General features: G+C 60.2%; 18 protein-coding genes and 1 pseudogene. 17 read left to right on the plus strand and 2 right to left on the minus strand.

Annotation, left to right across the window (positions count from 1 at the left end; translation table 11 throughout):
- The first annotated feature begins 55 nt into the window (after nt 1-55).
- The 16 genes and pseudogenes from pfkB to OR600_RS03690 form a co-directional block, all read left to right on the plus strand.
- Nucleotides 56-1,039: a 1-phosphofructokinase gene (gene pfkB / locus OR600_RS03615; RefSeq protein ID WP_135977699.1), complete on the plus strand. Its 984-nt coding sequence runs from the start codon at nt 56-58 to the stop codon at nt 1,037-1,039.
- Between the two features lie 125 nt (nt 1,040-1,164).
- The gene (locus OR600_RS03620) at nt 1,165-1,428 is read left to right on the plus strand and encodes an HPr family phosphocarrier protein (protein WP_135977698.1); all 264 of its coding nucleotides are present in this window, start codon (nt 1,165-1,167) and stop codon (nt 1,426-1,428) included.
- A gap of 136 nt (nt 1,429-1,564) precedes the next feature.
- Nucleotides 1,565-3,268 (plus strand): phosphoenolpyruvate--protein phosphotransferase, encoded by a 1,704-nt coding sequence (gene ptsP, locus OR600_RS03625; protein ID WP_135977697.1) that lies wholly within the window; start codon nt 1,565-1,567, stop codon nt 3,266-3,268.
- 462 nt (nt 3,269-3,730) lie between these two features.
- Nucleotides 3,731-4,390, plus strand: coding sequence for a YveK family protein (locus OR600_RS03630; RefSeq protein ID WP_135977696.1), 660 nt, complete (start codon nt 3,731-3,733; stop codon nt 4,388-4,390).
- The gene (locus OR600_RS03635) at nt 4,390-5,253 is read left to right on the plus strand and encodes a CpsD/CapB family tyrosine-protein kinase (protein ID WP_251164271.1); all 864 of its coding nucleotides are present in this window, start codon (nt 4,390-4,392) and stop codon (nt 5,251-5,253) included. Before OR600_RS03630 ends, OR600_RS03635 begins: the two co-directional genes overlap by 1 nt.
- A gap of 8 nt (nt 5,254-5,261) precedes the next feature.
- Entirely contained in the window at nt 5,262-5,936 is a 675-nt protein-coding gene (locus OR600_RS03640) for a CpsB/CapC family capsule biosynthesis tyrosine phosphatase (protein WP_204829555.1), read from the plus strand.
- A 233-nt stretch (nt 5,937-6,169) separates the two neighbouring features.
- Entirely contained in the window at nt 6,170-6,697 is a 528-nt protein-coding gene (gene loaP, locus OR600_RS03645) for an antiterminator LoaP (protein ID WP_265590679.1), read from the plus strand.
- Nucleotides 6,698-6,758: 61 nt separating this feature from the next.
- Complete coding sequence (locus OR600_RS03650) at nt 6,759-7,475, plus strand: sugar transferase (RefSeq protein ID WP_265590680.1); 717 nt, start codon at nt 6,759-6,761, stop codon at nt 7,473-7,475.
- Nucleotides 7,472-8,758, plus strand: coding sequence for a glycosyltransferase family 4 protein (locus tag OR600_RS03655; protein WP_265590681.1), 1,287 nt, complete (start codon nt 7,472-7,474; stop codon nt 8,756-8,758). The genes OR600_RS03650 and OR600_RS03655 overlap by 4 nt, the downstream gene beginning before the upstream one ends.
- 14 nt (nt 8,759-8,772) lie before the next feature.
- A complete protein-coding gene (locus OR600_RS03660; RefSeq protein WP_265590682.1) occupies nt 8,773-9,990 on the plus strand; it encodes a nucleotide sugar dehydrogenase in 1,218 nt (405 codons plus the stop codon).
- A 9-nt stretch (nt 9,991-9,999) separates the two neighbouring features.
- Nucleotides 10,000-11,121, plus strand: a complete 1,122-nt coding sequence (wecB, locus tag OR600_RS03665) for a non-hydrolyzing UDP-N-acetylglucosamine 2-epimerase (protein ID WP_265590683.1) — start codon at nt 10,000-10,002, stop codon at nt 11,119-11,121.
- Between the two features lies 1 nt (nt 11,122).
- A complete protein-coding gene (locus OR600_RS03670) occupies nt 11,123-12,247 on the plus strand; it encodes a glycosyltransferase (protein WP_265590684.1) in 1,125 nt (374 codons plus the stop codon).
- Nucleotides 12,248-12,723: 476 nt separating this feature from the next.
- On the plus strand, nt 12,724-13,692 hold the full coding sequence (locus OR600_RS03675; protein WP_373871641.1) for a hypothetical protein: 969 nt from the start codon (nt 12,724-12,726) through the stop codon (nt 13,690-13,692).
- Nucleotides 13,685-14,782, plus strand: coding sequence for a glycosyltransferase family 2 protein (locus tag OR600_RS03680; RefSeq protein ID WP_265590686.1), 1,098 nt, complete (start codon nt 13,685-13,687; stop codon nt 14,780-14,782). The genes OR600_RS03675 and OR600_RS03680 overlap by 8 nt, the downstream gene beginning before the upstream one ends.
- Nucleotides 14,782-16,203 (plus strand): lipopolysaccharide biosynthesis protein, encoded by a 1,422-nt coding sequence (locus OR600_RS03685; protein ID WP_265590687.1) that lies wholly within the window; start codon nt 14,782-14,784, stop codon nt 16,201-16,203. The genes OR600_RS03680 and OR600_RS03685 overlap by 1 nt, the downstream gene beginning before the upstream one ends.
- 13 nt (nt 16,204-16,216) lie before the next feature.
- A pseudogene (locus tag OR600_RS03690) lies at nt 16,217-16,531 on the plus strand (Gfo/Idh/MocA family protein); the annotation flags it as partial.
- A 29-nt stretch (nt 16,532-16,560) separates the two neighbouring features.
- Here the strand turns inward: OR600_RS03690 and OR600_RS03695 are convergent.
- Entirely contained in the window at nt 16,561-17,016 is a 456-nt protein-coding gene (locus tag OR600_RS03695; protein WP_265590688.1) for a GNAT family N-acetyltransferase, read from the minus strand.
- Nucleotides 17,017-17,083: 67 nt separating this feature from the next.
- Complete coding sequence (locus OR600_RS03700; RefSeq protein ID WP_265590689.1) at nt 17,084-17,371, minus strand: nucleotidyltransferase family protein; 288 nt, start codon at nt 17,369-17,371, stop codon at nt 17,084-17,086.
- 244 nt (nt 17,372-17,615) lie between these two features.
- Between OR600_RS03700 and OR600_RS03705 the strand changes: the two genes are divergently transcribed.
- The gene (locus tag OR600_RS03705) at nt 17,616-19,700 is read left to right on the plus strand and encodes a DUF4012 domain-containing protein (RefSeq protein ID WP_265590690.1); all 2,085 of its coding nucleotides are present in this window, start codon (nt 17,616-17,618) and stop codon (nt 19,698-19,700) included.
- The last annotated feature ends 183 nt before the right edge of the window (nt 19,701-19,883 follow it).

Below are 19,883 nucleotides of genomic sequence, written 5' to 3' on the forward strand. Positions count from 1 at the left end.
GGCGGTACACTGTCCTTCAAGCTACGTCCAGTAAACCCACGCGAGGGGAGCCCCGTTGATCTACACCGTCACCTTCAACCCGTCCGTCGACTACGTGATGCACCCCACCACGCTCGACATGGGCTACACAAACCGCTCCACCGCCGAGGAGATGTACGCCGGCGGCAACGGCATCAACGTCTCCACCATCCTCACCGAGCTCGGCGTCGATAACGTGGCTATGGGCTTCATCGGCGGCTTCACCGGCGACTTCGTGCTCAACACCCTGCAGCAGCAGGGCATCAACACCAACTTCATCCGTCTCGACAAGGGCAACACGCGCATCAACGTCAAACTCAACGGCATCATCATGACCATCATCAACGGCATGGGGCCCAACATCCCCATCTCCAAGGTCGACGAGCTGTTCACCCGCATCGACCGCGTGAGCTCCGGCAGCACCCTCGTCCTCACGGGCTCCATCCCCAGCTGCCTGCCCGACGACATGTACGACATGATGATGAGCAAGTTCTCCGGCCGTGGCATCCGCTTCGTGGTGGACGCCCCTGGCGACCTCCTCATGAACGCCCTGGCCGCCGAGCCCTTCTTCATCAAGCCCAACAACCACGAGGTCGGCCGCATCTTCGGCGCCAACCCCGAGACCCCCGAGGAGGTCCTGCCCTACGCCCGCCAGCTCCACGAGAAGGGCGCCCAGAACGTCCTCGTCTCCTGCGGCGGCTATGGCGCCGCGCTCGTGGACGCCAACGGCGAGGAGCACGTCACCCGCTGCCCGCCGTGCCGCCTCGTGAACGCCACCGGCGCCGGCGACTCCATGGTGGCCGGCTTCCTGGCCGCCCTTGACCGCGGCTGGTCCTACGGCGACGCCCTCAACTACGCCAGCGCCTGCGGCTCCGCCACTGCGGCCTCCAACGGCCTGGCCAACCGCAGCACCATCGAGCGCTTCTACTCCTCGCTCAATCACCTGCTGGCCGACGAGAAGGCCCATGCGGGTGAGGAAGTTGTCGAGGTCGTGGAAACTGACGACGATAGCGAGGCATAGCCCCGTTCAACGCAGACAGTTTTAAGCTCGCTGGTACAATCAACTCGGTAAAACGGGGAGGGGTGCCCCTTCCTGGAGCCCTCAAAGGGGCAGGTAAGCAAGCCTTTATTAAAAGGAGAAGGAACATGGTTTCTCAGACCGTCACCATCATCAACCCCACCGGCCTCCACATGCGCCCCGCCGGCCTCTTCGCCTCCACCATGGGCAAGTTCAGCTCCAACGTCACCATCAAGGGCAACGGCAAGGAGATCAACGGCAAGTCGCCCATGGCCATCATGGCCGGCGGCCTCGGTGCCGGCACCGAGATCGAGATCGTGTGCGAGGGATCCGACGAGGCCGACGCCCTCAAGGCCGCCGTGGAGCTCGTGGAGAGCGGCCTCGGCGAGTAGCTCTTAAGGCCCCTCGGGCTTCCAAGAGCCCATAGCCCTGTTTCACCTCGGGGGGCGCGACCGCTTGGACCCAAGCGCCGCGCCCCCTTTTTCATCCGAGAGAGAGCCGCCCCGGGGCGGCGAGAAGGAGGAACCAATGTTCCAGGGAGTCAACGGCTCCGACGGCATCGGTATCGGCCAGGCCCAGGTGGCCGTTGAGCCGGACCTCAGCTACACCCCCACGGCCCATAACGACCCCGCCGCCGAGCGCGAGCGCTACAACGGCGCCCTCGAGGCCTTCTGCGACCGCACCCAGGCCCAGGCCGACCGCATGGCGGTCACGGTGGGCGAGGAGGAGTCGCAGATCATGATCGGCCACATCAACATGGCCCGCGACCCGTTCATGATCGACGAGATCAACAACCGCATCAACACCGGCATGAGCGCCGAGCAGGCCGTGGACGAGGTCTGCGACATGTTCTACGGCATGTTCGCCGGCATGGACGACCCCATGATGCGCGAGCGCGCCGCCGACGTGCAGGACATCCGCGTGGGCCTTCTGGCTAACCTGCTGGGCAAGGAGGTCGTGGACCTCTCCGTGCTGCCTGCCGGCTCCATCGTCGTGGTGCACGACCTCACCCCGTCCATGACGGCGGACATCGACAAGGAGAACGTGGCCGGCATCGTCACCGAGACCGGCGGCCGCACCTCCCACTCCGCCATCATCGCCCGCGCCTTGGAGATTCCCGCGGTCCTCTCCGTGCCCAACGCCTGCACCATCTGCCGCAACGGCGACACCGTGGTGGTGGACGGCACCAAGGGCGAGGTCTTCGTGAACCCGGACGAGGAGGCCCTCGAGGGCTTCCGCGCCGAGGCTGCCAAGGCCGCCGAGGCCAAGGCCGCCCTCAACGCCTACCGTGGCAAGCCCACCGAGACCGCCGACGGCGACCGCGTGCTGCTCGTGGCCAACATCGGCAACCCCGACGACGCCACCGGCGCCATCGAGCACGACGCCGAGGGCGTGGGCCTGTTCCGCTCCGAGTTCCTGTTCATGGACGCCAAGGAGCTCCCCAGCGAGGAGGACCAGTTCAAGGCCTACCAGAAGGTGGCCCTGAAGATGAAGGACCAGCCGGTCATCATCCGCACCCTCGACGTGGGCGGCGACAAGGAGATCCCGTACCTGGACCTCAAGAAGGAGGAGAACCCCTTCATGGGGTACCGTGCCGTCCGCTACTGCCTGTCCAACCCCGAGCAGTACAAGGTGCAGCTCCGGGCCCTCCTGCGCGCCAGCGCCTTCGGTGACATCAAGATCATGGTGCCCCTGGTGACCTGCCTCGAGGAGATTCGCTCGGTCAAGGAGCTCGTGGAGGAGTGCAAGAAGGAGCTCGACGCCGAGGGCGTGAAGTACAACCCCGACATCGAGGTCGGCACCATGATCGAGACCCCCGCGGCCTCCCTCATCGCCGACGACCTCGCCGCCGAGTGCGACTTCTTCTCCATCGGCACCAACGACCTCATCGGCTACACCATGTGCGCCGACCGCGGCAACGACGCCATCGCCTACCTCTACAGCGTCTACAACCCCGCGGTGCTCCGCTCCATCAAGCGCATCGTGGAGTGCGGCAACGAGGCCGGCATCATGGTGGGCATGTGCGGCGAGGCCGCGGCCGACCCGCTGCTGATCCCCATGCTCATCAGCTTTGGTCTGGGCGAGTACTCCGTGAGCGCCCCCTCCGTGCTCAAGACCCGCAAGACCATCTCCGAGTGGACCAAGGCCGAGGCCGACGCCCTGGCCGAGAAGGTCATGAGGCTCAAGACCGCCGAGGAGGTCAAGGACGCCCTGGCCGAGGCCGCCAAGTAGCCCCGAGCCCCTCATAACTGCCTGACAGGCGCATCGAAGGCCCCCGTCCCCACCAGGGACGGGGGCCTTTTTCTGTGCCGCAGCCACCTTGGCCCGGCAGCCCATTCCACCAAAACTGCCCTTTAATTGTAAGAAAACTTCCCACAAAACTACCCTCTAAAACCAGAGGGATATTATTGCAACGGTGAGCGTCCTAAAAGGATATGAAGGCTTTGCGCTGGCGCCACAGAACAATCAAGGTGCCTTGTTTACACCCAGACTCGGTACCTGATGTAAAACTGCAGGTAGAAATCCATACATTATATACCACGGACTTCAGACAGGAATACGAGAGGGGACCGGCCTCCTATCACCTCATCGGTCATAAACGCGATGGGGGGGGGTGCTATCATTGCCCCCAGCATGAATGGTTAGACACATTCACGCAAAGGTATCTGCACCCAAGGAAAGGACGAGGGGCCCATGACCCTCCTGGAACTGTTCGCACTCCTCAAGAAGCACCTGAGGCTGGTCATAGCGCTGCCGGTGGTGTGCGCGCTCGTGTGCGCGGTGGTGAGCTACGGCTTCCTGCCCAACACCTACACGGCCACCACCTCCATGTACGTGCTCGCCAAGACCGGCGACGGCACCTCCAACACCCTCAACAGCGACCTCACGGCCTCGCAGCAGCTCACCAACGACGTCTCCACGCTGCTCAAGAGCTCCCGCGTGGAGACTCAGACGGCCGGCGCCCTGGGCCTCAAGGACCTCTCCGACTACAAGATCGACGTCACCAGCAGCACCACCAGCCGCGTCATCTCCCTCTCGGTCACCGGCACGGACCCCGCCCAGACGGCGGAGGTCGCCAACGGGCTGGCCCAGCAGGTCTCGGCCATCGCCCAGGAGGTCATGAACGTGGACTCCGTGAACGTGGTGGACCAGGCCCAGACCCCCGAGAGCCCGTCCGGCCCCAGGCGCCCGCTCTACGTGGCCGTCGCGTTCCTCGCCGGCCTCTTCCTCGCCGTGGCGTTTGTCGTGGTGGAGGACATGGTCAACACCCGGGTGCGCAGCCAGGAGGAGCTCGAGGAGCTCGTAGGCCTGCCCGTCATGGGCCGCATCCCCGCCATGAAGGAGGCCCGCTGATGGCTCGCTCCACCGGAATCGACCGCGTCCAGATGCAGAACGCCCTCAAGCGTCTGGCCACCAACATCCAGTTCTCCTCCGTGGACGACCCCGTGCGCACCCTCACGGTCACCTCGTCCATCCCCAACGAGGGCAAGACCACCATCTCCTGCGGCCTGGCCGAGGCCTTCGCGTCGGCCGGCAAGCGCGTGGTCGTGGTGGAGTGCGACATGCGCCGCCGCTCGGTGGCCAACCAGCTCAAGGTCTACGCCAAGCACGGCCTCTACTCCGTGCTCTCCCACCAGGTGACCCTGGATGACGCCGTGGTGGAGACGGGCGTCGCCGGCCTCTACTTCCTGGACGCCGAGCCGCGCCTGCCCAACCCCGTGGACATCCTGCAGTCCAGGCGCTTCCACGCCCTCATGGACGACCTCTCCCGTGCCTACGACTACGTGATCTTTGACACCCCGCCCATCTCCGCCTTTGTGGACGGCGCCGTGGTGGGGCACCTCACCGACGCCACGCTCCTGGTGGTGCGCGAGAACTTCACCAAGCGCGAGACCGTGCAGGCCGCGGTGGAGCAGCTCAAGACCGCCGAGGCCAACGTCATCGGCACGGTGCTCAACTACTGCGAGGCCGAGGAGAACGAGTACTACTACAGCTACTACGCCAAGGACGGCAAGCGCATGAGGCGCGAGGACGTGGAGGTGGCCCGCAAGCAGACCGCCGCTCCCGCCGCCGCGCCGTCCATGAGGCCGGTGGCGGCCGGCACCGTGACCGCCCCCAGGCCCTCTGCGGCCGGCCCCCGGCGCATCGCCCCCGAGACCACGGCCGAGATGCTCGGCCTCACCCACGACCCCCGCATCCGTGCGGGCGAGGAGTGAGGTAGGCCATGAGAGACATCCACAGCCATATTCTGCCGGGCGTGGACGACGGCGCCCCGGACATCAAGGCGTCCCTGGAGATGCTGGAGGCCGCCAAGGCGGCCGGCGTCACCTCCATCGTGTGTACGCCCCACTGCCGCGAGCCGTTCTTTGACTATGCCGCCATGAACGAGGCCTTCCGCGAGCTCACGGCGGCCGCCCCGGACTTCCCGTTCACCATGGGCTTTGAGGTCAACCACTCCAAGCTCATGGACCTGGGGCTCGAGGAGTGGGCGCCCAAGCTGGGCGTCTCCGGCTCCAACGACTTCCTGCTGGAGCTCTCCAGCCGCTGCACGGCGGACGACTTCCAGGACTACGAGCGCACCATCCTCGCGCTGCAGTCCATGGGCTACCGCGTGATCGTGGCGCACCCGGAGCGCTACCGGGCCATCCAGGAGGACCTCTCCCTGGCCCAGCGCCTCATCGACCTGGGCTGTCGCCTCCAGGCCTCCGCGGACTTCATCGACGGCGGGCGCCTGGGCCGCGAGAAGAAGCCCGCCACCAGGCTCTTCAACCAGATGGCCTACTCCTTTGTGGCCAGCGACGCCCACCGGCCGGAGCACTACGAGATGCTCGGGCGCATCCGTGCCAGCGGCAACTACCGCCTCAGACCACGGCACATGCGGGTGCCGAGCGTGGCCTGAGGCCCCAGCGGGATCACCGGGAGCGTGCGGCCCGGTGGCCTGCGACGGGGGCTCTTGGGGTGTGTGGGCAGCCCGAGAGCCTCCATCGCAGGCAACTGCACCCATAGCCCCTGCGGCACCGGTCGTCGCCTCGGTGCGCGCCGGCAGCCGGAAGGGGTCACACACAACGGTCCGTGCGCCGTGCCCGGGAGGGCGCGGCGGCGGCGAAGCCGTGCCGTCTTGAGGAGGACCTCGTGCCCAGGGACCACACCCGCACCTACGTGCTGCAGACCATGGCAGGCCGGGAGCGAAAGCTCAAGGAGGCCGTGGAGCGCGGCGTGAGCGGGGTGGGGGAGTGCTACATCTGCGAGCGCGAGGTGGCCGAGAAGCGCGACGGCCGGTGGGTGAGGGCCGTGAAACGGCTGCTGCCCGGCTATGTGTTCGTGCGGACGGACGACCCGGACACCCTCGCGGCCGGGCTTCGCGGGCTTCCTGGTTTCTCGAGGCTCCTGGGCGTCTCGGGCGAGCGGTTCTTGCCGCTGACGCCGGGCGAGGAGGCCTGGCTGGGGGCACTGGCGAACCCGGATACCCACGTGGTGGAGCTTAGCCAGGGCGTCATCGAGGGGGACCGCGTGCGTGTGAGTGCGGGGCCGTTGAAGGGTTTGGAGAGCGCGATCCGCAAGGTGGACCGCCACAAGCGGACGGCTTGGATCGAGGTGTCCCTCATGGGGCGCACCAAGCTGGTGAAGGTTGGGATGGAGATTGTCAGAAAACAGGGTTGACCGGAAGCTGCCGAGGACGGGGGCGGCTGCTGCCGCGCTGTCCGCGACGTGGACCAAGGAGATGCCTGCGAACTCGATTCAGGCGGCATGCGACAGCTACGCAGCCAATCTGATGCCTGGGACCCCAGAGTTCGCAGAGCTCAGCAAGAGTCTCGATACGCGTTCGATGGGCTATCGCTTCTTCAGGCGAACGTTCGACATCGTGTTCAGTGGTGTCGTTATCGCGGTAGGTGTCATCCCTTGCACACTGCTCGCTGTGGCCATAGCGCTCGATACCAAAGGGTCGCCCATTTACACCCAAAAGCGTGCCGGTAGGTTTGGCAGACCATTTCGAATCTTCAAGTTCCGCACCATGGTTGCCGATGCAGACGACGTTGAGAAGCATCTATCTTCCGAACAGCTTGCAGAGTGGCGTAGGGAGCGAAAAGTCACCAATGACCCGCGAATTACGCGGCTGGGTCGTCTTCTGCGAAAGACTTCTGTCGACGAGCTCCCCCAGTTTATCAATGTACTGATTGGTCAGATTTCTGTGGTTGGACCGAGGCCCGTCTCTTTTGACGAGCTGGATCACTTTGGCGCCGATGCGGCCCTTCTGCTGAGTGTTCCTGGGGGCATCACGGGGCTGTGGCAGGTGACCACAAGAAACAACGCAACGTTTGAGAGCGGTGAACGCCAGGAAATCGAGTTGGATTACGTGCGTGAGGCTTCTCCCCGGCTGGATTTGCGATGCATCGCAGGAACTCTTGGTGCCATGTTCGGTCGAAGGAGCGGGCGATGAGTGAAAATATAAGATCTGAATCAAGTAATAGCGAAATGACAGATCGAAGACTCAAAATTATATATTTTACTCAGTTTTATAGCCCTGAGCCCATCGCCGCCGCTTTCCGCGCCACTGAGCACGCCGAGCTTTGGGCTGCAGAGGACAACGACGTCACGGTCTTCACCAGCTGGCCGAATTATCCAACGGGCAGGCTCTTCGACGGTTACGAGATTGAGCGACTTGGAGAGGAGGAGGTTGGCGGCGTACGTGTCCTCCGGTCTGGCTCTTCATTGCGTCCGAACACATCGCTCCTTAAGCGTGTCCACAGTGGCCTCAGCCTCATAGTGAACGGCCTTCGCAACCTTAGGCGCCACTCGTCGGTGGGCTCGGACTACGATGTGTGTCTCGTGACGTGTGGGACGGTGTTCTTTGCTTGGCTCGGTGTTCATTGGGCCCGCAGGAACGGTATTCCCTTCGTCGTTGAGTTCCGCGACCTCACTTGGCGCCAGCTCATGGCGACTGGATTCTCAGAGGACGACTTCAAGGTGCGGGCTGTGCGCCGACTCGAGCTTTCCCTTTGCGAAGGGGCTGCGAGGGTAGTGGTCCTCACCGAGGGGTTCAGGCGGGATCTCGTGGCAGAAGGGGTGCCGGCCTCTTCTATCGAGGTGGTGCCGAACGGGGCCGACATCGTGGACTGCCACCACAGTTTTCGGTCGCCTCTCCGTCTCGGCTATTTCGGGACCATTGGGCTTTCCCAGGATGTGCCGCGGACGCTCCGCTATGCCTCGGCTCTCGCGGCTGAGCGGCTTGTCGCTTCCTACACGGTGGTGGGTAATGGCGCCGCAAGGGACGAAGCGGTCTCCGCCTCCTCCTCCTGTCCGGACGGGCTCGTGACATTTCTCGGCGGTATGCCGAAGGATGACCTTGAGTCTCTTTACGCCTCGGTGGATATGACCGTCGTCTCCCTCAGGAAGGATTCGGCCTTCGAGGGGACTGTCCCCTCCAAAATCTTCCAGTCTCTCGCTCGAGGTGTCCCGGTCCTCTACATCGGCCCGAAGGGCGATGCGGCCGAGATTGTGAAAGCAAGCGGGGGAGGGGTCGCGCTCTGTGGTGACGAGGAGGCGGACCTCTCTGACCTCAAGGCCTTTGTCTCGCAGCACGACATCCTCGATGTCCTCGCAAAAATGAGCGCTTCGGCCGTCTCCTACATGGGGGCGTATTACACCCGGGCCATTATGGCCAATCGCCTGCTTGCGGTCTTGAAGGGTGTTGCTGACCAAAACAAGGAAAACAAATCGTGAATGGAGTGCACTCTATGGTCAATGTCATAGGTCTCGGATACATAGGACTTCCTACTGCTCTCATGATGGCGGCTCACGGCGTGGAGGTGGTGGGCACTGACTACGACGAAGGTCTCGTCGCAACGCTCAACGCAGGGCGGACTACCTTCAAGGAGGACGGTCTCGACGATCTCTTTGCGGAGGCCGTGACCAAGGGTGTCAGGTTCACCACCGAGTACCAAAAGTGCGACACATACATTGTTTCAGTGCCCACACCCTATGATAAGGTTTCAAAAAAGATTGATCCTGCCTTCGTCGTGTCGGCCTGCCGATCAGTGCTCGACGTCGCTCCGGTGGGTGCGGTGCTCGTGATTGAGTCCACCGTTTCGCCCAACACGGTCGATCGCTTCGTTCGTCCACTCCTCGATGAGACCGGGCGCCAGGATGTGTCCCTGGCCCATGCTCCCGAGCGTATCATCCCGGGGAATATGGTCTTCGAGCTTTTGCACAACAACCGCACCGTCGGTGCGGACGACCCCGCTATTGGAAAACGGGTGGCAGAGCTCTATTCCTCGTTTTGCCAAGGTGAGGTCTCGGTCACCGACATCCGCACGGCGGAGATGACAAAGGTCGTCGAGAACACCTTCCGGGCCGTCAATATTGCTTTCTCCAATGAGCTTGCCAGAATCTGCCGCGTGGGCGGGATGGATGTTGCTGAGGTGGTCCGCATCGCCAACAAACATCCGCGCGTGAACATCCTTCAGCCTGGCCCCGGTGTGGGCGGCCACTGCATCCCGGTGGACCCTTGGTTCCTCGTGGGTGATTTCCCCGAGACCGCCCGGCTCACCCGCATGGCCCTTGAGACTAATGCCTCAATGCCTGAGTACGTGCTCAGGCGGGCGTTCGACGTTATGCAGGAGAAGGGCATCGAAGACGTGTCGCACGTTGGTGTCTATGGACTCACTTACAAGGAGGACGTCGACGACGTCCGTGAGTCTCCGACGCTTCAGATGCTCGAATCGATGGAGAGGCATCTCTGCGGTTCTCCACTGCGAGTCTACGACCCGTGGATTGAGCGAGATGTGGTGCCCAACCAGGTGCACTCCATGGAGGATTTCCTTGACGGGCTCGACATTGTGATCGTCATGGTCGGCCACTCCGAGGTGCGTGGAAGGCCCGAGGCCTTCCACGGTCGTGTTCTTGTGGACCCACGTGACGTAATGGGCGATGGGGAGAACGTCTACAAGCTCTAGGGGGAGCAAATGAGGAAAGTCCTGCTCGTCTTTGGAACGAGGCCTGAGGCTATCAAGATGTGCCCGCTCGTCAGGGAACTGCAGATGCGTCCCGCCGAGTTTGAGTGCGTTGTGTGTGTCACGGGCCAGCACAGGGAGATGCTCGACCAGGTGCTCGAAGCGTTCGGTGTCGTGCCTGATTACGACTTGGCCCTCATGAGGCCGGGACAGACTCTGTCCGATGTCACCTGTGGTGTTCTTCAGGGCATGGGCTCGGTGCTTGATGAGGAGCGCCCGGACGTGGTTCTCGTGCACGGCGACACTACCACGAGCTTCGCAGCAGCCTTGTCTTGCTTCTATCAACGCGTTCCTGTGGGCCATGTTGAGGCCGGCCTGCGTACCCACGACCTCTCATCGCCTTGGCCGGAGGAGTTCAACCGCCAGGTGGTGGACATCGTGAGCGACTACTGGTTTGCTCCCACAGAGACGAGTAGAGCAAACCTTCTGGCCGAGGGGAAGCCTGTCGAACGCGTCTGGGTCACCGGAAATACCGGCATTGATGCGCTCGCAACCACAGTGAGGGAGGGCTATACGCATCCCGAGCTCGAGTGGGCGAGTGGAAGCCGCCTTATCCTGGTCACGGCGCACCGCCGTGAGAATCTCGGCGAACCTATGCATCATATGTTCCGGGCCATACGTCGAGTCATGGAGGAGCACCCTAATACCAAGGCCATCTACCCGATTCATATGAACCCGGAGGTCCGCGCCGCGGCCCATGCCGAGCTTGACGGCTTCGACCGCCTTCACATCATCAACCCACTGGATGTCCTCGACTTCCATAACTTCATGGCAGCTTCAGACATCATACTCACCGACTCGGGTGGTATTCAGGAGGAGGCACCGGCGCTCGGCAAGCCGGTGCTCGTCATGCGCGATACTACCGAGCGCCCTGAGGGTGTGGAGGCTGGCACGCTCAAGCTCGTGGGCACCGACGAGGAAGCTGTCTATCGTGAGTTCTCTCGCCTGCTCTCGGACAGTGCAGAATATGCGGCTATGAGCAAGGCGAGCAACCCCTACGGCGACGGGCACGCGAGCGAGCGCATCGCTGACGTTCTGCAAACGCCTTCGAGCTCTGCGGACAAGGGGCGGTAACGTGGCTGTTCAGACTGACTGTTCTAAGAGGGAGCAGATTCGCGTCCTCTACTTCGCCAACTGCAATAACTACCACACTCGTAAGTGGGCAGCTTTTTTTGCTGGCAGGGGCTGGGACGTTCATGTGGCCAGCCTGGAGGAGCCTAACAAGAACAGCGTCGGCGAGATTAACGGTGTCACTGTGCATTGGCTCTTCAACAGCGGCAATCGTCTTGGTAGCGATTTGCAGAAGCTCGGCTATCTCAGCACCTTTGGCGAGGCCCGAAGGCTGATCGAGTCGCTGAACCCAGACATCGTCCACGCTCATTATGCGTCGAGCTACGGCACCGTTTGCGCCGCCACATGCAGGCGCCCCTTCTACCTTTCGGTTTGGGGAAGCGATGTCTACGACTTTCCTCGGAAGGGTCCTCTGCAACGTTTACTTCTTAAGAATGCCCTTTCTAAGGCGTCTTGGGTCATGTCGACGAGCGCGGCCATGGCGGAGGAGACCCGTAAGTACACCGATAAGGACATCTATATCACACCCTTCGGCGTAGACATGGCACTCTTCAACCCCAGCAAGCGGGTGCCTCACGACGGTCTGCTCGTGGGCACAGTAAAGGCGCTAGAGGAAAAGTACGGCATCTCGGCGCTCCTGGAGGCGTGCGCCTTCGTTCACGACCGAAGGCCGGACCTCGGTTTGAAGGTTCGTATAGCTGGCACTGGTGCCCGTGAGGCGGAGCTGAGGAATCAGGCGCGCCGCCTCGGTATGGACGGCTATCTCGAGTGGCTCGGCTTTATTCCGCAGGAACAGGCTGCACGGGAGTGGGCTTCTTTTGACATCGCTCTGGTGCCGAGTAAGAGCGAGAGTTTTGGGGTCTCGGCTGTAGAGGCGCAAGCCTCGGGCACCCCGTTGGTTATCTCGGATGTTCCTGGCTTAATGGAGGCGTGCGACGGCGGAAATACTGCGCTGGTTGTGTCTCGAGATGACTCATCTGCGTTGGCGGGCGCGATTGAGCGTCTCGCTGATTGTCCAGCTCTTAGGAAGTCGATTGCGAAGAGAGGACTTGATTACGTTAGATCGGTCTACGAGATAGGCGACTGTTTCGAAACTATCGAAAAAATCTATGCAGCTCATCTCGAGTAGCAGCAGGAAACAATCGCTCAAGCTAGCGGCGAGGGCGAAATGGAACGTGAGCATAATCGTTTCAGATTATGAAAGCAAGTAAGGCTTGCTGATGACAGGTGTTATGGCCTGCTAGCCTCTGTATCGGCGACCCATTGTTCTCGTTACTCGTGCCTATGCGTACGGTCTGATTCAGCGAATCCAGAATATAGTAGGATTATTGAATTATGTTGCTACTGCTGATCTCAAGCTGTATCTGTGTGTCACTTCTAGAAAAAAGAATATTTGGAACAATATATCTACCAACATCGATAATATTTTGGCCAATTATCGTTGCTGCTGTTGCTCTGTCGATTTTGGGCCCGTCATTCGGATTTCATCAGATTACTGACGCGTCTCTATTCCCATTGATACTAGGTCTCTACGGCGTATTCTTTGGAGAAATAATAGGTGCTAGCTTGAAGAATTCTCTGGCTAGGACCAGGACCCAGTGCTCTTTGCAAGCCAGCATCAATTCCGCTGTTGGAATGACGGAGATGCTGCCTCGTCGTCTGGTTTTGAGCGTAGTGGGCGTGTGTCTTTGTTTTGGTCTAGTTCGCCTTTTAGGTCTATTGGGAAGTGTCGGCGCTTCGCACTATTTTGCAAGCGATGGATTGGACGGCATCTTGCTGACGGGTCCTGTCGCTCATATAGTCCTGGTGGGCTACGCACTCTGCCCTTTGCTGCTAAGGGACGCTTTAATGTCCCATTCAAAAATACCCTGGCTCCTGTGGGCCGGTTACATACTTTTGATGTTCTGTACTATGGTTAAATATCACCCAATTTTTCTCATTATAGCCTCGGTGATCTACTGCTTGATAACTGATACGCCAGGAGCGCGTCGCTTAGTGCCGATGCTTGCCATTCTTCCAATCGTCATCTTCATGTCAGTATATATCGTGAATTTCATGTCCAGTAACTCTGTTATTAGATCAGAATACCTAGTCACGCATCTGATGAATTACCTGTTTGGAGGGACACTATATAGCTCAATTGTAGGTATGACATTTCTGCCGACATCCGTTACTCCAGTTGTCATGTTGGTTGCCCAATTTGCGCCATTGCCAAATTTGGTCTGGAACTCGCTTACGGGAGCAACTCTCTTTGAAATTCCGCAGATTCCTTTCCTTGTCCTGGGTCCCAATGGAGAGACAGGAAACGTCTGCAATTTAATAACTGTATTCTTCTTACAGGGCAATTGGCTGGTGTCGTTCATTTGCGTTGCGTTTATTGGGTTCATCGCTTCGGTTGCTATGTATAGAATACAAAACAGTCTTACTGGCGCATTTCTTGCAGCTGCGCTCCTCCTGGCCTTTTTTGGCGACTATTTCACACTAACTCCTGTTTGGGAGGTACTGTTGCTTTCATCAGTACTGCCGCTGTTTTTATCTGTCCTATCTGTTCGAAGAAAGGACGCAGGTGTGTAATAAAGTTGCGATCTGCATTTTGAATTACAACGGGTCAAAAGATACGATAGATTGCATTCGCTCCATCAAGAAGTACGAGTGTTGTCTTGAATTTCAGATTCTCATTTACGATAATAACTCTATTTCAGATGATTTAGAAACGCTTCGTGACGCCTTGGCTTGCGAGTTCTTTTCCTTTTTTGAAATCAATCCTGATTCTATAGATGATGATGAGCTAGTAAGAGCATCAGATAGCTCCTGCATATTATTCTCTGGTACAGAGAACCTGGGTTTTGCTAAAGCGAATAATTGGCTAATGCGGTTTGCCTTGAATGAAGGTTTCGATCATGTTGTGCTTCTGAACAACGATACAGAGCTTGTGGACGATTCCATTTCGAAGCTGCTTAAAGCCTATAGCGATCCGACTGTTCAGTGCGATTACGCAACAACGGATATCCGTTTTTACTCTGATCCGGAAAAGAGTTGGAATGCAGGCGGGTCAATCTTTTTTGGAACGAGACGGTATTATAGGGAAACAGATGTCCTGAGATTTCAAAAGCGGGGAGAGCTATTCCCTCGTGTGGAGTTCATCACTGGTTGCTTTCTCCTCTTAGACAGGAGAGCCATAAAAAAATTGGGGTTCCTTTCCGAAGACTTTTTCTTTGGGGAAGAAGACTATGAATTTGCACTTCGCGCAAAGGAGAAGGGTGCTGTAGGCCGGGTGCTCCTTAGCACCCATATTCTTCATAAGGTTGGGGCCACTGCTTCACGTTCGAGTGCTAATCGTATCTTATCTCGTGATTATGTTCATAGGCTCAACCGAGTTATCGATATGAAGCATTATTATCGACCCTTGAGGTGGAAGCTTTGGCTTGCCATCACTTCTGTCTATTACTTCGTTGACTCCATAAAACGGCTTGGTCTTGGCAGAAAAGAGGCCACCGCATATGTCGGTAACATTGTCAGATTAGGCTCCGTTCTAAATAGAGTTAGCAAGGACACCTTTGAGCGGTTGATAACTATGGACAGGCAAGCTCTTGTTACCTGCTTTGACGATGAGACGCTAGACCTCTTCGCGAATTTGCCAAGTTGCCCTGTAGTGGATAAATAATGAACTATCGATCTCTTGCCAGGAATGCCGGTGCAGCCTTTTTGGCTCAAGGTGTGGCAATGCTGCTTAGTATTGTTCAAACTCTTCTTGTCCCCAAGCTGCTTGGGATTGAAGAGTACGGCTACTGGCAATTGTTCTTGTTTTACACATCGTACGTAGGCTTCGCTCACCTAGGTCTTAACGATGGTGTCTATCTTGTCAAGGGAGGACAGAGGCGTGGTGATGTTGATAAACGCTCTGTCGCTTCACAATTTGCAGTAGGCATTACTTTCCAGCTCATTTTAGCCTTTATTATTATTTCAGTCGCGATTGCTGGGGGCTTTGGGAGAGACCGTGAGTTCGTTGTCTCCTGTACCGGTATTTTTCTGGTTGTTCAGAACAGCGCCTACTTCTTGATGTACCTCCTGCAAGCTATGAACGAGACAAAGAGGTCGTCATTTTCAACCATTGTGGGGCGTTTGGCCTTCCTGGTACCGCTAATCTCCCTTTTGGTAATTCGGTGCGATTCGTACAAACCCTTTGTAATTGCATATATGTTGTCAAGCGTTGTGCAGCTTGCGTATTGTGCATGGTTTTGTAGGGATTTCTTTGGGTCTGGTCTGGAGCCTTTGCCTGTCGCTGTTCGCCAGGCTGTTGTATCGGTTCGTGTTGGCAGCAGGCTTATGCTGGCCAACATCGCCAGTCAGCTAATTCTTGGTATTGCGCGTTTTGCATCCGATGTTGTTTGGGGAATTGAGGCGTTCGGTGAGTTCTCATTTGCAATATCTATGGTCAATTTCTTCTTGGCTTTTGTAAGCCAGGCATCAATGGTGCTATTTCCTGCGCTCCGCCAGGCAAGTCCCGGAGAGGTGCAGGGTTTTTTCCGCAATTCCAGAGATATTCTGTCTCTTGTATTCCCGGTGGTTTACGCGCTCTATTTCCCAATGGTGTCCTTACTTTCACTGTGGTTGCCTCGATATGCCACGAGTTTCTTTTACTTTATTTACCTAATTCCAATTTGCGTTTTCGATAGTAAAATGAATATATGTTGTACTACTTTTTTTAAAGTGATCAGGGAAGAGAAGAAACTTCTGCTAGTGAATGTGTTTACTTGCATATTTAGCGGTGCAGTTGCCTTGGTCGGCATTTTTGTTTTTGACAGCATCGATGTGGTCATCTCTGGAGCAGTCATTTCTATAATTTTGCGTAGCCTATGGTCTGAGAACTACCTTGAAAAACGGTTGGAAGCACCCTCGCTGCATGGTGTGGAGGCGGGAGAACTGCTTCTTACTTGTATTTTTATTACGTCTGCCGTTTTATTGCCAGGTTATCTGGCTTTTATTGTTTATCTGTCTGCTTATGCAGTTTATCTATTCCTTTTCAAGGAGCGACTTATCAGGGTGGTTGGTAAGTTGCTCAATGTGATATCAGGGGACATCTGAGCGCAACGGCTTCGACCTCGTGGCCGTCTGCGACGTGCTGCCCGAGCGCATGGAGTCGCTCCTGGCCAAGCACGGCCTCGAGGGCGACCGCTCCATCGCCCGCTACACCGATTACCGGCAGATGCTGGCCGAGCACCCCGAGATCGAGCTCGCAGCCGTGGCCACCGAGAGCGGCGAGCACGCCGGGATCGCCCTGGACCTCATAGACGCCGGGGTGAACTGCATCGTGGAGAAGCCCCTGGCCATGGCCATGGCCGATGCCGACGAGATCGTGCGCCGGGCCGACGAGGCCGGCGTCCTCGAGGGCGAAATGTCCCCGCTCTCTTAGCGGGAAGGGTAGGGAAGGGTTTCCCGCCGCTACCCCAGCTGCTTCCGCATCCAGCGGTGTTCCACGTGCTCGTCCAGCTCTACGGGCCCGTACGGTTCGTAGCCCGCGCGCCCGTAGAAGGGGATGGCGGCCAGCTGGGCGTGCAGGTGCAGCTCCCTCGCACCGCGCATCCTGGCCTCCTCCTCGCTGTAGGCGAGGATCTTCGACCCCAGACCGCCGTGGCGGTGCTCGGGCACCACGGCCAGGCGTCCAAAGACCCAGCGGCCCTCCTCGGTGACAACGCCCGGCTCCAGCTCCGAGGGGAACACGCGGGCGCAGCCTACGGGGTTGTCGTCGGCGTCCCGCACGGCCACCTCCAGGGTGCGCGGGTCTTGGTCCACGCCGTCAAACTCGTTCTGAAAGCCCTGCTCCTCCATGAACACGCGGATGCGCACGGCCTTGGCGCCGTCAAAGTCGTCGGGGCGGTAGGTGAGGGTCTCGGCCATGGGGCTCCTTAGGGTCGAAGGGCTAACGCTATCGGTCATACGCTTGGGTGGTACCCCGAGGTGGTTGTCAAACTTCTTCATACAACACCCGCCCGTCCCGGGCCACGGCGTCCCGGAGCTCCTGGGACGCCGGCCCGTCGAGGTTCACCACGTCCACCTGGAGGAGCGACCACAGGTCTTCCTGCAGCGTCTCCTCAAACCCGGGGAAGTCGGGGCACCCCTCAACGGCAAGGTCGATGTCGCTCTTTGGCAGGTTGGTCCCGCGGCCGCGGGAGCCAAACAGCGTGACCCTGCCCACGCCGGCCGCCTGGGCCAGCTCGGCTATCTGCCTGTAGACCTGCTCGATGGGAACCACGGTGCCTCCTTCTGACCCCATGGTAGGGGAACGGGGGGATAGGGGAAGGCACAGATGGGGCGGAGGGATCCTCGCAACTTTCCCGCTATCTCTGACGTCCGGATGAAACCGCCGCTCGTTGCCTGCCCGGCACCTCCGCCGCTGTAAACTGATGGCACTTGGGCCGCCGGGGGCGGCCCTTCCAGGCGGGCCCACAACCGCTGACCCAACTGCATAGCCGCCAAAAAGACCGAGGAGGATCTTCGTGGCAAAGCACTTCAGGCAGCCCGGCGGGCAACCGTCCGCCGGGGGCCGGGACAACCGTGGGCCCGAGCGACAGAACCCCTATCTCTCCACGTCCCAACAGGGCAGGCAGCCTGCGCCGCAACCGCAGCCGTCCCAGCCGCAGCAGCGGCCCGAGCCCGAGCCCCGGCAGGCGGGGGAGGGCCGCACGCCCCGGCGCGGGCCCGCGCCGGCCCCCGCGCAGGAGTCCTCCGAGTGGCCCGCGCTCCCCAGCGACTTCGCCATCCCTGTGGAGGACCACGACGTCCCGTCGTCCACGGACCGCGGGAGCGAGGTCGTACGCGTCAAGCGCCGCCGCCGTCGCAAACGCGCCTGGCCCAAGGTCGTGCTCGTGGTGGCGGTCGTGCTCGTGGTGGTCTGCGGCATCTGCGGCGCCGTCCTCGTCAACGACGCCCGCGGGCTGCGCGACGACGCCTCCTCCCTCATGAGCCAGGTGGACGAGTTCTCCAAGGCCGCCACCTCGGGCGACTCCGACGCCGTAAAGCGCTCCGCCGCCTCCATCGCCGGCAGCGCCCAGGCCATGCACCGCACCACCGAGGGCCCCATCTGGGCCGCCGCGCAGTTTGTGCCGGTGCTGGGCGTGGACGTCCGGCAGGCCCGCGAGCTCTGCTCCTCCCTGGACGACCTGGCCACCAACGGTATCGTGCCCCTGGGCGACGCCCTCGCCGGCGTCAACCTCAAGAACCTCGTGGGCAACGGCGGCACCGTGTACATCCCCACGCTCCAGCAGCTCATCCAGGCCTTGGGCGTGATGCAGCAGCCCCTGGGCGCCATGGCAAACACGCTGGACTCCATGGAGCCTTTCCATATCGGCAAGCTCAACGAGCTGATCGACAAGGCGCGGCCCATGGTGGACAACGCCAACCGCCTGGTGGGGGAGGCCGGCAACGTCCTGCCCGCTGTGCCCGACATGTTGGGGGCCAACGGCCAGACCAAGACCTACCTGGTGCTGGCCATGACGGGGGCCGAGATTCGCGCCGCCGGCGGCTTCCCCGGCTCGTGGGGCACCGTCTCCGTCACCGACGGCCACCTGCAGATGGGGGAGTTCTCCTCCATGCAGATGGCGGCCCTGGGCGACGTGGACCTCTCCTACGCCGTGGAGCCCGACGAGGCCTCCGTGCTCAATGCCGGTTCCATGGCCAACACCCCCGGATCCGTCACCATGACGCCGCAGTTTCCCCGCGTGGCCCAGGTGGCCGCCGAGTACTGGCGGGTGGTGCGCGGCCAGAACGTGGACGGCGTCGTGGCGGTCACGCCCGAGTTCCTCGCTGCGCTCATGGGTCTTACCGGCGCCTCGGTCACCGAGTACGGCTTTACGGTGGATGCCAACAACGTCAACCAGGTGCTTTCTCACGACGCCTACAACCAGCTTCCCGCCGAGCAGACCGACGCGTTCTTTTCCGCCGTGGCGGGCCGGTCCTTTGATGCCGTGGTTTCGGGTCTTGGCAATGCCGAGTTGCCCAAGCTGGCCGAGACCTTTGGCAAGCAAGTGGAGGCCGGCACCATCAAGATGTGGATGGCCAACGAGCAGGCTCAGGCCGTGGTGCAGGCACTTTCTGCCTCCGGCGAGCTTTCCCAAGACCCCGTGCGGCCTGTGCTGGGCGTCTACGTGAACGACCAGACCTGGTCCAAGATCGACTGGTACCTTGACATGGCCACCACCGTGGGCGACGGCGTCAAGAACGCCGACGGCACCACGAGCTACCAGGTGATCACCACGCTCGCCAACACTATGACTGCCGAGGAGGCCTCGGGCGACGTGGACTACATCGTGGGAGGCAACCCCCTCAAGCGCGACCGCGGGGACATGGTCACCGGATTAATCCTCATGGCGCCGGCCGGCGGCTCGATCTCGGACGTGTCCGGCTCGGGCGGCGTTTTTGCGGTGGCGGCCCAAGGGCAGGTCTACGGCTTTGACGCGGTCTCCTGTAACGTGCAGGACCTTCCCGGCGAGACCACCACAGTTACCTACACCGTGACCACCTCGCCCCAGGCGACGGAGCCCCTGGCGGTGCAGTCCACGCCGCTGGCCCGCAGTTTCGGGTGAGTACGCGCACGACATACCGTGCCTGACGCGGGGACGTCCCTCCGGGGGCGGCCCCGTTTTTGCGAAGCGAATCAGGTCCCCTGAATACATGACGTGAGCATGAAAATGGCCCAGTAGGTCAGGTAATGTGTATGAAACATTCCCTTTCGTTTACTATCGAGGAACGACTCGTCATCTCCCGCA

Origin of the sequence: Granulimonas faecalis (assembly GCF_022834715.1) — a bacterium.
Lineage (GTDB): Bacteria > Actinomycetota > Coriobacteriia > Coriobacteriales > Atopobiaceae > Granulimonas > Granulimonas faecalis.

What these genes read in the sequence shown, in the direction of transcription:
- OR600_RS03620 (WP_135977698.1), top strand. Translation starts at nt 1,165, where the DNA reads ATGGTTTCTCAGACCGTCACCATCATCAACCCCACCGGCCTCCACATG.
- ptsP (WP_135977697.1), top strand. Translation starts at nt 1,565, where the DNA reads ATGTTCCAGGGAGTCAACGGCTCCGACGGCATCGGTATCGGCCAGGCC.
- OR600_RS03630 (WP_135977696.1), top strand. Translation starts at nt 3,731, where the DNA reads ATGACCCTCCTGGAACTGTTCGCACTCCTCAAGAAGCACCTGAGGCTG.
- OR600_RS03635 (WP_251164271.1), top strand. Translation starts at nt 4,390, where the DNA reads ATGGCTCGCTCCACCGGAATCGACCGCGTCCAGATGCAGAACGCCCTC.
- OR600_RS03640 (WP_204829555.1), top strand. Translation starts at nt 5,262, where the DNA reads ATGAGAGACATCCACAGCCATATTCTGCCGGGCGTGGACGACGGCGCC.
- OR600_RS03650 (WP_265590680.1), top strand. Translation starts at nt 6,759, where the DNA reads ATGCCTGCGAACTCGATTCAGGCGGCATGCGACAGCTACGCAGCCAAT.
- OR600_RS03655 (WP_265590681.1), top strand. Translation starts at nt 7,472, where the DNA reads ATGAGTGAAAATATAAGATCTGAATCAAGTAATAGCGAAATGACAGAT.
- OR600_RS03660 (WP_265590682.1), top strand. Translation starts at nt 8,773, where the DNA reads ATGGTCAATGTCATAGGTCTCGGATACATAGGACTTCCTACTGCTCTC.
- wecB (WP_265590683.1), top strand. Translation starts at nt 10,000, where the DNA reads ATGAGGAAAGTCCTGCTCGTCTTTGGAACGAGGCCTGAGGCTATCAAG.
- OR600_RS03685 (WP_265590687.1), top strand. Translation starts at nt 14,782, where the DNA reads ATGAACTATCGATCTCTTGCCAGGAATGCCGGTGCAGCCTTTTTGGCT.
- OR600_RS03695 (WP_265590688.1), bottom strand. Translation starts at nt 17,016, where the DNA reads ATGGCCGAGACCCTCACCTACCGCCCCGACGACTTTGACGGCGCCAAG.